Origin of the sequence: Nocardia sp. CA-135398, from assembly GCF_050955845.1 — a bacterium.
GTDB lineage: Bacteria > Actinomycetota > Actinomycetes > Mycobacteriales > Mycobacteriaceae > Nocardia.
The window spans coordinates 371,954-383,631 of record NZ_CP192084.1 but is presented as its reverse complement, the minus strand read 5'-3'; the positions used below and the strand labels follow the sequence as shown (position 1 = coordinate 383,631).

Sequence of the window (11,678 nt, the reverse complement as noted above, 5' to 3'; positions counted from 1 at the left end):
CTGGTCGATCCCCTGCTACCGTCTGTAGTAGAACACGTACCACCACTCACCCAGAGCGGGGTGTCGGCCATGGCTATTGACGTAGGTCGTAAGGCAAGCGAACAAGCCAACTCCTTCGATGAGCGATATAGGGCCGCGGCGTTCGTGAAGCGGTCGATCAACAAGGTTTTTCCGACTCACTGGTCGTTCTTGCTCGGCGAGATCGCGCTCTACAGCTTCATCATCCTGGTGTTGTCCGGTACCTATCTGGCGCTGTACTTCGACCCATCGATGGCCGAGGTCACCTATAACGGCGCTTACCAGCCGCTGCGCGGGGTGTCCATGACCCGCGCCTACGAAACGGCGCTGAACATCTCCTTCGAGGTCCGCGGCGGTCTCTTCGTGCGCCAGGTCCACCATTGGGCCGCACTACTTTTCGCGGCCTCGATCATCGTGCACCTGTTCCGCATCTTCTTCACCGGCGCGTTCCGCAAGCCGCGCGAGGCGAACTGGGTGCTGGGTTCGCTGCTGCTGATCCTGGCCATGTTCGAGGGATACTTCGGCTACTCGCTGCCCGACGACCTGCTCTCCGGCACCGGCCTGCGGGCGGCGTTCTCGTCCATCACGCTCGGCATTCCGCTGATCGGCACCTGGATGCACTGGTTGATGTTCGGCGGCGACTATCCGGGCGAGATCATCCTGCCGCGCCTGTTCATCGCGCACGTGCTGCTGTTCCCCGGCATCATGCTCGCGCTGATCGCCGCGCATATCGCGTTGGTCTGGTACCAGAAGCACACCCAGTTCCCCGGACCCGGTCGCAGCGAACACAATGTGATCGGCACCCGCATCGTGCCGGTGTTCTCGCTGGATCAGGGCGCGTTCTTCGCGTTCACGCTCGGTGTCGTCGCGGTTATGGGCGGCCTGCTGCAGATCAACCCGATCTGGGCCTTCGGCCCCTACAGCCCGGCCAAGGTATCGGCGGGCACCCAGCCGGACTTCTACATGATGTGGACCGACGGCATGATGCGCCTGATCCCGCCCTGGGAGCTGTATCCGGGCCGCTATACCGTGCCCGCACCGTTCTGGGGTGCGATGATCATGGGCCTGGTCTTCACCGTGCTGATCGCCTATCCGTGGATCGAACGGCGCCTGACCAAGGACACCGCGTACCACAATCTGCTGCAGCGCCCGCGTGACGTGCCGGTCCGCACCGCGATCGGCGCGATGGCGATCACCTTCTACGTGGTACTGACGCTGTCCTGCGTGAACGACATCATCGCCTTCAAATTCGACGTTTCGCTGAATGCGACCACCTGGGTCGGCCGGATCGGCATTCTGACCCTGCCCGCGGTTGCCTACTTCGCCGCTTACCGCATCTGCCTCGGCCTGCAACGCAGCGATCGCGCGGTGCTGGAGCACGGCATCGAGACGGGCATCGTCCGGCGGTTGCCGCACGGTGAGTACATCGAGATCCACCAGCCACTCGGTCCGGTCGACGAGCACGGTCACCCGATTCCGCTGACCTACCAGGGCGCGACGGTACCGAAGAAGATGAACAAGCTGGGTTCGGCGGGCAAGCCGGGCACCGGCGGATTCTTCCGCCCCGATCCATGGCAGGAGTCCCGCGCCAATCTGGCGGCCGAGCACGAGGAAGAGCGCAAACAACTCGCCGTACTACGCGCGGCGCAAGAGCAGACCGACGGCCAGCACCACTGATAAAGGGCGAGTGCGCACCTGCGAAGGCCCCGAGTCCGTGCCGACCCGGGGCCCGTGCTGTTGGTTCGGACGTACCTGTTTGTTCAGGCGCGTCCGAACTCCCCCTTCGACATTCCGTTTAGGAATGCATCCCACTCGCCTGGCGCGAACGCCAACAACGGACCATAGCCGTTGTCTTTGGTGTCGCGGACCGCCACGTTGCCATCGACGAGAAATGCGACTTCCACGCAGTTCCCATCGGGGCCGCTGTATGTGCTCTTACGCCACACAGCGCCCGTCAAGTCAACTTCCACGGCACTAGCTCCTTTGCTGCGTCGAGAACGAGATATTCTTCTGACATCGTTCTAACAAACACCGGCATCCGGCGCGGAACGCCGAATCCCGCGGTGCGCCTTGCCAAAGCGCGCGATATTCACGGTGCGTCGTGATCGCGCTGCACTTCGAGGTGAATTCACCTCGCGGGGTCGCCCCCGCGCGCTAAACACTAGCAGGTTCATCGATAATTTGCCGATCTCTTGCCCATTCAATCACCGCATCTGCCAATCTTGCGAAGATTGGAAGTTGCGGAGTCATTGCCGGAAGATGACATTCATTCCTATGTTTGCTGGGCAGCAAACTTTTTGGTGATGTGATTGCTCCGTGATCCGTCAATTAATCATGATCGACCGAACTCGGGTGGACGCCCGCGACGCCCGCCATGGATGATGGGCAGCATGGTCGAACGCCCGCGCGACGAGGCAGGTCGCGCACGTAATCCCCGCCCACGCGACCGGTTCGGGCGGCCGCTGCCGGTCGGCAGCGTCGGTGTGCCGCGAATTCCGGACGACCTGAATTTGCCACCCCAGCAAACTCTCTCCTACGCCCAGCAACTGCTGGAGGACGGCCTGGCATTCAACGCACACGAGGTATTGGAGGCCGCATGGAAGAACGGGCCGTTCGCCGAAAGGATGCTGTGGCAGGGTCTGGCGCAATATGCGGTCGGGCTGACCCACATCCAACGCGCGAATCCGAAGGGCGCGCGCACCCTGCTCACCCGTGCGGTGGGCCGATTGCGCGCCTACGAGGCCGACTCGCCATACGGCATCGACCGCGCGGGCCTGATCGCGCACGCCGAGGCACTGCTGGCCGCCCTCGACAGCGGAAGCTCGATTCCCGAAGACCGACTCAAGCCGCGGCTGCTGCTCCGGTGACCCAGCGCCGGAACCCCTAGCATGGCGAACGTGCCAGTAACCAGAACTCCAGCAGGCAGATACGCCCCGAGCCCGTCCGGCGATCTGCACATCGGAAATCTGCGCACCGCGGTGCTGGCCTGGTTGTTCGCGCGCTCGACCGGACGCCGCTTCGTACTGCGGATCGACGATCTGGATCGCGTCCGGCCGGGAGCCGAACAGCGCCAACTCGCCGACCTCGCCGCGATCGGCCTGGACTGGGACGGTCCGGTCGTCCGGCAGAGCGACCGGCTGCCGCATTATCGAGCGGCCATCGACCGGCTCACCGCGGCCGGTCTCACCTACGAGTGCTATTGCACCCGAAGGGAAATCCAGCAGGCCGCGACCGCACCGCACGGACCGCTCGGCCACTATCCGGGCACCTGCCGCGACCTGACCGACGCGCAGCGAACCGCACATCGCGCCGACGGACGCCCGGCCGCACTGCGGTTGCGAGCACAAGCGCGCGAATTCGAGATCACCGATGAATTGCACGGGCGCTACCGTGGCCCCGTCGACGATGTCGTCCTGCGCCGCGGCGACGGAATTCCGGCGTACAACCTGGCCGTAGTCGTCGACGATGCGGAACAGGGCATCGATCAGGTGGTACGCGGCGACGATCTGCTGCCCTCCACACCACGACAGGCCTATCTCGCGACACTGCTCGGCCTTTCGATTCCGCACTACGCACATGTGCCACTGGTGCTGAATGCCGAGGGAAAGCGCCTCGCCAAACGCGACGGCGCGGTGACACTCGCCGATCAGCTCGCGCTCGGCAACACACCCGACCGGGTCGCGGCCGCACTGGCCTGTTCACTCGGCTATCCCCCGGTTTCGCCCGCCGAGCTGATCGATCGATTCGACCCGGCCGATCTCACCGAGGAACCGTGGATACTCGAAGAGAATGGGTTGTTGCAACCCGCGCGATGTCCGTAACGTACGCAATCGACCGATCTACTGATCACTGACGAGGACACACATATGACAAGCGGTGGCTACGACCCCAACCAATATCCCCAAGGCGGGCAACAATATCCAGGCGGCCAGCAGTACCCGCAGGGTGGACAGCCGCAATACGGCCAGCAGCCGCCGCAGTACGGACAGCAGCCCCAGTACGGTCAGCAGCCGCAGTACGGACAGCAGCCGCAATACGGTCAGCAGCCGCAGGATCCCTACGGCCAGCAGCAGCCCTACCCGCAGCAGCCCTATGGCGAGCAGCCGGGATACGGATACGGCGGACAGCCCGGTGATATCGGCGCCCGCATCGGCGCCCGCGTCATCGATCACCTGATCGTCGGCATCCCGGTCTACGTCGTCATCTTGCTCATCCTCGGCTCCGGACTCGGCGGGCAGATCGTGCTGGGTCTGGTGAGCGCGATCGCGATGCTCGGGTACTTCGTCGGCATGGAGACCTCGCAGGGCACCACCCTCGGCAAGAAGATCGTGGGCCTCAAGGTCGTCGCCCCCGGCGGCGCCGCGAAGATCACCCCGGAGGTCTCGCTGAAGCGCAACCTCTATGTCGCCCTCGGCGTCATTCCGTGCATCGGTGGCCTGGCCGAGCTGGGCCTGATCATCTACATGATCATCACCACCTCGCAGGACCCGAACAAGCAGGGTTGGCACGACAAGTTCGCTGGCGGCACCCAGGTCGTCAAGAGCTGATCAGTCCGCGAAACCCGGGTACAACACAGGGGCGCTCCCGAAAACGGGAGCGCCCCTGATGTTTTCGACAGCGACTAACTCGTTGCCGTCAGCGCTACGTCGAGAATGATGTAGGCGATCCAGAGCACGATGGCGCCAGCGCCGATCCAGATGCCGGCCAGGGCCATACCGCGGCCCCCCTGGCCGCTCTCCTTGATCTGATTCAGCGCGATGACACCGAGGATGATTCCGACGATCGCGCCGATACCGCAGCTGCACAGCCCGATTATCGAGGCGATCAGCGAACCGATCGCGAGCCCGTTGTTCCCCTGCGCCTGCTGCGGATAGCCGTACGGCTGATACGCATTCGGATAGGAGGGGGTTTGCGGGTACGGCTGCTGCTGCTGGCCGGCCACCGGCTGCTGCGGGTAGCTCGGGTACGACTGCGGCTGCGGAGGCGGCTGCTGGGGATACTGCGGCGCGGAAGGGTACTGCGGCGCCGAGGGGTACTGCGGTACCGACCCCTGGGAGCCAGCCTCCGGCGATACGCCTTCGCCGCCGTACTGTTTCCACCATTCGTCGGAATCGCCGGGATTCGTCATTGCTACAGCCTATTCCACAACCTGGTTGGATGAAGCGCGTGAGTGAGTCCAAAACAGTCGAAGAACACCCAGAATCTGGGGGCCCCGCAGCGGCCCACGCGGCATTCGCCGTCGCCGCGCGGGGCTACTACACCCCCGTCGTCGCCCTGTTCACCGCGACGCTGATCATCTCGAATATCTGCGCAACCAAAGGCGTCCAATTCTTCACCGATCATTCGGTGAAGCTGGGCCCCGTCGAGGTGCTACCGATCTCCACCGACGGTGCGTGGTTCCTGTTCCCCCTGGCCTACATCATCGGCGATGTCCTCAGCGAGGTATACGGGTTCAAGGCCGCCCGTCGGGCCATCTACTACGGCTTCGCCATCCTGCTGCTCGCGGTCGTCTGCTTCAAGATCGCCATCGAGCTGCCCGCCGCCACCTTCTACGACAATCAGGAAGCCTTCCGGTCCGTCATCGGCACCACGCCGCAGCTGGTCGCGGCGGGTCTGTCCGGCTACTTCGTCGGCGAGATGCTCAATTCGGCGTCGCTGGTGCTGATCAAGGAGAAGACCAAGGAAAAGCACTTGTGGGCGCGGCTGATCGGTTCCACGATCGTCGGCGAATTCGGTGACACGCTGATCTTCTGCTCGATCGCGGCCACCGCCATCGGCATCGACAGCTGGGGACAGTTCGTGAACTACGTGATCGTCGGATTCGTCTGGAAGACGCTCGCCGAGGTCATCGTGCTGCCGATCACCTACCGGGTAATCGCCTTCCTGAAGAAGCACGAACCAAGCTACGCACCGCGCGAAACTCCCGCGCTCCTGAGCTGAAAGTTATTGTGCGCGTCCGGACCTCGGACTCACGGGGTCCGGATGCGTCCTTGCCAGCGGCCTAGCGTTTCGGTCTTGTACTCATCGAAGTAGCCGCCCTCGATGCTCTCGCGAATCCGGTCGACGAGTCGAATCGTGAAGCGCTCGTTGTGAATTGTGCACAGCGTCGAGGCCAGCATCTCCTTGGCCTTGAACAGGTGGTGGATATAGGCCCGGGTGTAGTTCGCGCAGGTGTAGCAGTCGCAGGTGTCGTCGATGGGGGTGAAATCGCGGCGGAAACGGGCGGTATTGATATTGAATCTGCCCTCGGCGACATAGATCGCGGCATTGCGCGCGACCCGGGACGGGTTCACACAGTCGAAGGTGTCCGCGCCGTTCTCCACCGCGACGAACATGTCCTCCGGTTCGCTGATGCCGAGCATATGCCGTGGCTTGTCCTCGGGCAGTTCATCGCAGCACCAGCCGACAATGGCGCCGAGGTTGTGCTTCTCCAGCGCTCCGCCGATGCCGTAGCCGTCGAAACCCGTTCCGGCACTGCCGCGCAGCGATTCCAGTTCCCGACAGGCCTTGCGGCGCAGGTCCTCGTATTGCGCGCCCTGGATCACCGCGAACAGCGCCTGATATGGGCGATGCGTGCGCGCGGCGGTCAGCCGTTCGTGCTCATCGATGCAGCGCTGCGCCCATTCGTGCGTGCGCTGCAGCGACTTCTCCTGGTAGGCGCGGGTATTCAGCAGTGTGGTCAGCTCGTCGAAGGCGAACATGATGTCCGCGCCGAGCCGATGCTGGATGCCCATCGAAACCTCCGGCGTGAACCGGTGGCTCGAGCCGTCGAGGTGCGAGCGGAAGGTGACGCCGTCATCGTCGACGGTGGCCAGGCGTTCCTTGCCCGCGGCGATCACGTCATCGCTTCGGACATCGACCGCCTCCATGGCCAGCACCTTCTTGAAGCCGACGCCCAGCGACATCACCTGGAATCCGCCGCTGTCGGTGAAGGTCGGGCCGGGCCAGTTCATGAACTTGCTGAGCCCACCCGCCTCGTCGACGATGTCGGGTCCGGGCTGCAGGTACAGGTGGTAGGCATTGGCCAGCAGCGCCTGCGCACCGAGTTCCCGCATGGTCTCCGGCAGCACCGCCTTCACCGTCGCCTTGGTGCCGACCGGAATGAATGCGGGCGTCGCGATATCACCGTGCGGTGTGCTGATCACGCCTGTCCTACCGTGTCGCCCCGGAATACGGGCACCGACGGTGAACGAGAAAACTCCAGGATCAACCACGCCGTACATCCTCTCAGGCACGTCGCACCGCCCCGCACCAAGTGCTGTCGCACAGCCAACGGACATCGCGCACAAGGCACACGTTATGCGCGATGGCCACCCGGTATGCGACGTATGTTGCCCGGTCAGGCCTGGGCGGCGGCCGCGGCGAACTGGGCGTTGTAGAGGCGGTAGTAGGCGCCGCGTTCTTCGAGGAGGCGCTCGTGGTTGCCGTGTTCGACGATGCGGCCCGCCTCCATGACGACGATCAGATCGGCGTCGCGGATGGTGGACAGGCGGTGCGCGATGACGAAGCTGGTGCGGTCCCGGCGCAGGGCCGCGGTCGCGTGCTGGACCAGCGCCTCGGTGCGGGTGTCGACCGAACTCGTCGCCTCGTCCAGGACCAGGATGGACGGTTTGGCCAGGAAGGCGCGGGCAATGGTGATCAACTGCTTCTCACCGGCGCTGACGCCCGAACCCTCCTCATCGATGACCGTGTCGTAACCGTGCGGCAGCGCGTGTACGAAGCGGTCGACGTAGGCGGCGCGGGCGGCCTCGAGAATATCGGCCTCGCTCGCATTCGGATCGCCGTAGGCGATGTTCTCCCGAATGGTGCCCTTGAACAGCCAGGTGTCCTGCAGCACCATGCCGATCCTGGAGCGCAGGTGATCGCGGGTGATCTCGGTGATATCGACGCCGTCGATGGTGATGGTGCCCGCATCGAGTTCGTAGAACCGCAGCAGCAGATTCACCAGGGTGGTCTTGCCCGCACCGGTCGGGCCGACGATGGCGACCACATGTCCAGGCTCGGCGACCAGCGACAGCCGCTCGATGACCGGCGTCTCCGGTTCGTAGCGGAACGACACCGCCTCGAACTCGACCCGGCCGCGATCGACCGGACGGGTGTTCTCCATGACCGGATCCGGCGACTGCTCCTCGGCATCGAGGATCTCGAAGATCCGCTCGGCCGATGCGACACCGGATTGCAGCAGGTTGGCCATCGCGCCGATCTGGGTCAGCGGCTGGCTGAACTGGCGGGAGTACTGGATGAAGGCCTGCACCTCACCGAGCGACAGATTGCCGGTCGCCACCCGCAGGCCGCCGACCAGCGCCACCAGCACGAAGTTGACATTCCCGAGGAACATGATCGCGGGCATGATCAGCCCGGAGATGAACTGCGCCCTGAAACTCGACTCGTAAAGATCGTTGTTGCGCTTATCGAATTCCCGACCGACCTCGCGATTGCGGCCGAATGCGGTGACCACCTCATGCCCGGTGAAGGCCTCCTCGACCTGGGCGTTCACCATGCCGGTGTACTTCCACTGGTTCACGAAGTGCGGTTTGGAGCGTTTGGCGATCTGCGTGGTGACCACGATCGCGGCGGGCACGGTGAGCAGTGCGATCAACGCGAGCAGCGGCGAAATCCAGAACATCATGATCAGGATGCCGATCACCGAGAACAGTGAAAGGATCAGCTGGCTCATGGTCTGCTGCAGGGTCTGCGACACATTGTCGACATCATTGGTGACGCGGCTGAGCAGGTCACCGCGCGGCGTGGAATCGAAGTAGCGCAACGGAAGTCGATGGATCTTGTCCTCGACATCGCTGCGCAGCCGCTTCACCGTGCGGTTGATGACGATATTGAGCAGGTAGGACTGCAGCCAGCTGAAGACCCCTGCTCCGATGTAGAGCAGCAGCACCAGCATCAGCACGCGGCCGACCGCGCCGAAATCCACACCTACACCCGGGGTGACATCCATCGCGCCGAGCATGTCGGCCAAGGTGTTGTTGCCCGCGGCCCGCAGGCGCTGGATCGCCTCTTCTTTGGTGATGCCACTCGGCAATTGGCGCCCGACCACACCGTCGAAGACCACGTTGGTGGCCTTGCCGAGCATGTAGGGGCCGAGCGTATTCAGCACCACCGAGATGATCGCGAGTGCGACGATCACGCCCACGTACACGCGCTCGGGCGCCAGTCTGCGCAAGAGCCGCTGCAGCGACGGACCGAACGATTTCGCCCTCGCATCCGGCGCACCGGGATTCACCGCTCCGGGTCTCATCGGATCTCCTCCCGCCGGATCCGATGCCCGTCGCCGCTCGGATCGGGCGGCGATCCGTTGCGCTTGGCGAGCACCACGGCCTCATCGGCGCCGAGCTGCGAGGCGACGATCTCCTGGTATTCCGCGCAATCGCGCATCAACTGCTCATGGGTGCCGATCCCGGCCATGACGCCGTCCTCGAGCACCACGATCTGATCGGCATCGCGGATGGTGGTAACCCGTTGCGCCACAATGATTACCGAGGCATCCCGGGTCGCCGGCCGCAATGCCGCGCGCAGTCGGGCATCGGTGGCGACATCCAATGCGGAGAACGAATCGTCGAACAGGTAGACCCGCGGCTTCTTCACCAGCGCCCGCGCGATGGCCAACCGCTGACGCTGCCCACCCGAAACGGTGGTGCCACCCTGTGCGACCGGTGTTTCCAAGCCCTGCGGCATATCCCGCACGAAGTCCGCGGCCTGGGCGATCTCCAGACATCGCCACAGTTCCTCGTCGGTGGCGTCCGGATTGCCGTAGCGCAGATTGCTGGCGATGGTGCCGGAGAACAGATATGCCTTCTGCGGCACCAGCCCGATCTGTTCGCGCAGCACTTCGAGGTCGATATGACGGACATCGGTACCGCCGAGATAGACCGCGCCATCGGTCACATCGATGAGCCGGGGAATCAGATTGAGCAGTGTCGTCTTGCCCGCACCGGTGGAGCCGACGATCGCCGTGGTCGTCCCCGGCTCGACCTGGAACCGGATCGCCGAGAGCACCGGCTTTTCCGCACCGGGAAAGGCGAATTCGGCGAATTGCAGATCGACCTTCGCCGGATCGCCCTTGAACGGCTGCGGCAGTCGCGGCGGCAGCACCGAGGTCTCGGTCTCCAGCACCTCACCGATCCGATCGGCCGAGACGGCCGCGCGCGGCGCCATCATGGCCAGGAACGAGGCCATCATGACGGCCATCAGGATCTGCATGATGTAGGACAGCATCGCGGTGAGCGAGCCGATCTGCATTTTGTCTTCGTTGATGAGATGTCCGCCGAACCAGATCACCGCGACGGCGGTGACATTGCTGATCAGCATTACCAGCGGGAACATCAGCGCCATCAGGCGCCCGACCCGCAGCGAGGATTCGGTGAGTTCGGTGTTGGCCACCCCGAAGCGCCAGGTCTCCTGCCGTTCGCGCACGAACGCGCGCACCACGCGGATACCGGTGATCTGCTCACGCAGCACCCGGTTGACCTCATCGATCCGGCGCTGCATATCGCGGAAGCCGGGCACCATCTTCGCCACGATGACGCCCATCGAAATGGCAAGTGCGGGCACCGCGATGAGCAGCAGCCAGGACAGCCCCAGATCCTCGCGCAGCGCCATGAAGATGCCGCCGATACACATGATCGGGGCCATCACCAGAATGGTCGCCGACATCACGATCAACAGCTGAACCTGCTGAATATCGTTGGTATTGCGGGTGATAAGCGAGGGTGCGCCGAACATGCCGACCTCGCGCGCGGAGAAGGTGCCGACCCGGTGCAGCACCGCGCCGCGCAGATCCCGACCCGCACCCATCGCGGCCTGCGCGCCGAGGTAGACCGAGCAGGCCGACGCGATGATCTGCACACCGGTCACCGCGAGCATCCACAGTCCGGTGGTCCAGATGTAGCCGATATCGCCCTTGGTGACACCGTTATCGATCAGGTCGGCGTTCAAGGTCGGCAGGTACAGCATCGCGATGACCGAGATGAGTTGTAGGCCGACGACGCCCGCCAGTTGGGCCCGATAGGGGGCCAGATGAGTGCGAAGCAGTCTGATCAGCATGATGAAAAGGAGGCTACCGGCAATCCGTGCTGTGCGTCTCGAACAATCCTGACCAGCAGCGATGTTCGCGTCCAAGGCTTTCGGCGCGGATGATCCGATGCGAATCAGCGCCGCGCCCAGGCACCGGGATCCTCGGTGAGCGACCCGATGAATCCGGGCAGCCGATCTTGCGCGATGTCATCGATGGAGACATTCTCCAGCACCGCACGAATATTCACCCGCAGCGCGATCCACACCCGCTGCAATGGTTCGGCCGCACCCGGATACCGCACATCCTCCGGACGCTCCCCGCGCACCGAGGCCAGCGGGCCCTCGATCGCGCGGATCACATCGGCGATGGAGATCTGCGCGGCCGGCCGGGCCAGCCAATAGCCGCCGTCCGGACCGCGCCTACTGGTCACCAGATCAGCTCTGCGCAATTCGGCGAGGATCGTCTCCAGCACCTTGGGCGGGATATGCTGCGCGGTCGAAATCGCCTCTGCCTTCACCACCGGCGCGACCTGCACCGCGACCCGATCCGACGCACGATGGGTCTGCGGTGCGCGGGCGATCTCCAATAGGGTCCGCACCGCGTAATCGACCCTCGCGGTGATGTGCACGGC

10 protein-coding genes and 1 pseudogene are annotated in these 11,678 nt (G+C 64.2%); 5 read left to right on the top strand and 6 right to left on the bottom strand.

All coding sequences use genetic code 11. The features are described from left to right. Nucleotides 1-69: 69 nt before the first annotated feature. A complete protein-coding gene (gene qcrB, locus ACQP1T_RS01715) occupies nucleotides 70-1,695 on the top strand; it encodes a cytochrome bc1 complex cytochrome b subunit (protein WP_433758185.1) in 1,626 nt (541 codons plus the stop codon). A gap of 83 nt (nucleotides 1,696-1,778) precedes the next feature. Here the strand turns inward: qcrB and ACQP1T_RS01710 are convergent, their stop codons facing one another. Continuing rightward, on the bottom strand, nucleotides 1,779-1,988 hold the full coding sequence (locus tag ACQP1T_RS01710; RefSeq protein ID WP_062980826.1) for a DUF397 domain-containing protein: 210 nt from the start codon (nucleotides 1,986-1,988) through the stop codon (nucleotides 1,779-1,781). 420 nt (nucleotides 1,989-2,408) lie between these two features. On the opposite strand from ACQP1T_RS01710, the gene ACQP1T_RS01705 reads away from it, so the two are divergent. From ACQP1T_RS01705 to ACQP1T_RS01695, 3 genes are read left to right on the top strand one after another with little or no spacing between them, the layout of a single operon-like run. Further along, the gene (locus tag ACQP1T_RS01705) at nucleotides 2,409-2,885 is read left to right on the top strand and encodes a DUF309 domain-containing protein (protein ID WP_433758184.1); all 477 of its coding nucleotides are present in this window, start codon (nucleotides 2,409-2,411) and stop codon (nucleotides 2,883-2,885) included. Between the two features lie 21 nt (nucleotides 2,886-2,906). Then, the gene (gene gluQRS / locus ACQP1T_RS01700; RefSeq protein ID WP_433758183.1) at nucleotides 2,907-3,839 is read left to right on the top strand and encodes a tRNA glutamyl-Q(34) synthetase GluQRS; all 933 of its coding nucleotides are present in this window, start codon (nucleotides 2,907-2,909) and stop codon (nucleotides 3,837-3,839) included. Nucleotides 3,840-3,884: 45 nt separating this feature from the next. Continuing rightward, nucleotides 3,885-4,565, top strand: coding sequence for an RDD family protein (locus tag ACQP1T_RS01695; protein ID WP_433758182.1), 681 nt, complete (start codon nucleotides 3,885-3,887; stop codon nucleotides 4,563-4,565). Between the two features lie 74 nt (nucleotides 4,566-4,639). Here the strand turns inward: ACQP1T_RS01695 and ACQP1T_RS01690 are convergent, their stop codons facing one another. Next, nucleotides 4,640-5,146 (bottom strand): DUF4190 domain-containing protein, encoded by a 507-nt coding sequence (locus tag ACQP1T_RS01690; RefSeq protein WP_433758181.1) that lies wholly within the window; start codon nucleotides 5,144-5,146, stop codon nucleotides 4,640-4,642. Between the two features lie 29 nt (nucleotides 5,147-5,175). On the opposite strand from ACQP1T_RS01690, the gene ACQP1T_RS01685 reads away from it, so the two are divergent. Continuing rightward, entirely contained in the window at nucleotides 5,176-5,958 is a 783-nt protein-coding gene (locus ACQP1T_RS01685; protein WP_433758180.1) for a queuosine precursor transporter, read from the top strand. Nucleotides 5,959-5,987: 29 nt separating this feature from the next. On the opposite strand, the gene tgt is transcribed toward ACQP1T_RS01685, so the two are convergent. From tgt to ACQP1T_RS01665, 4 genes and pseudogenes are all read right to left on the bottom strand, one after another. Beyond that, the gene (tgt, locus tag ACQP1T_RS01680) at nucleotides 5,988-7,241 is read right to left on the bottom strand and encodes a tRNA guanosine(34) transglycosylase Tgt (RefSeq protein WP_433762569.1); all 1,254 of its coding nucleotides are present in this window, start codon (nucleotides 7,239-7,241) and stop codon (nucleotides 5,988-5,990) included. Between the two features lie 116 nt (nucleotides 7,242-7,357). After that, nucleotides 7,358-9,271 carry an ABC transporter ATP-binding protein gene (locus ACQP1T_RS01675; protein ID WP_433758179.1) on the bottom strand — a complete coding sequence of 638 codons (1,914 nt, stop codon included), beginning with the start codon at nucleotides 9,269-9,271 and terminating at the stop codon, nucleotides 7,358-7,360. 77 nt (nucleotides 9,272-9,348) lie between these two features. Beyond that, nucleotides 9,349-11,076, bottom strand: a pseudogene (locus ACQP1T_RS01670) (ABC transporter ATP-binding protein); the annotation flags it as partial. Between the two features lie 104 nt (nucleotides 11,077-11,180). Further along, nucleotides 11,181-11,675, bottom strand: a complete 495-nt coding sequence (locus ACQP1T_RS01665; RefSeq protein WP_433758178.1) for an RrF2 family transcriptional regulator — start codon at nucleotides 11,673-11,675, stop codon at nucleotides 11,181-11,183. Between the last annotated feature and the right edge of the window lie 3 nt (nucleotides 11,676-11,678).

Bases quoted from the DNA above. Each gene is read 5' to 3' on its own strand.
- ACQP1T_RS01695 (WP_433758182.1), top strand. From the start codon at position 3,885: ATGACAAGCGGTGGCTACGACCCCAACCAATATCCCCAAGGCGGGCAA.
- qcrB (WP_433758185.1), top strand. From the start codon at position 70: ATGGCTATTGACGTAGGTCGTAAGGCAAGCGAACAAGCCAACTCCTTC.
- gluQRS (WP_433758183.1), top strand. From the start codon at position 2,907: ATGGCGAACGTGCCAGTAACCAGAACTCCAGCAGGCAGATACGCCCCG.
- ACQP1T_RS01675 (WP_433758179.1), bottom strand. From the start codon at position 9,271: ATGAGACCCGGAGCGGTGAATCCCGGTGCGCCGGATGCGAGGGCGAAA.
- tgt (WP_433762569.1), bottom strand. From the start codon at position 7,241: ATGTACGGCGTGGTTGATCCTGGAGTTTTCTCGTTCACCGTCGGTGCC.
- ACQP1T_RS01685 (WP_433758180.1), top strand. From the start codon at position 5,176: ATGAAGCGCGTGAGTGAGTCCAAAACAGTCGAAGAACACCCAGAATCT.
- ACQP1T_RS01690 (WP_433758181.1), bottom strand. From the start codon at position 5,146: ATGACGAATCCCGGCGATTCCGACGAATGGTGGAAACAGTACGGCGGC.
- ACQP1T_RS01705 (WP_433758184.1), top strand. From the start codon at position 2,409: ATGGTCGAACGCCCGCGCGACGAGGCAGGTCGCGCACGTAATCCCCGC.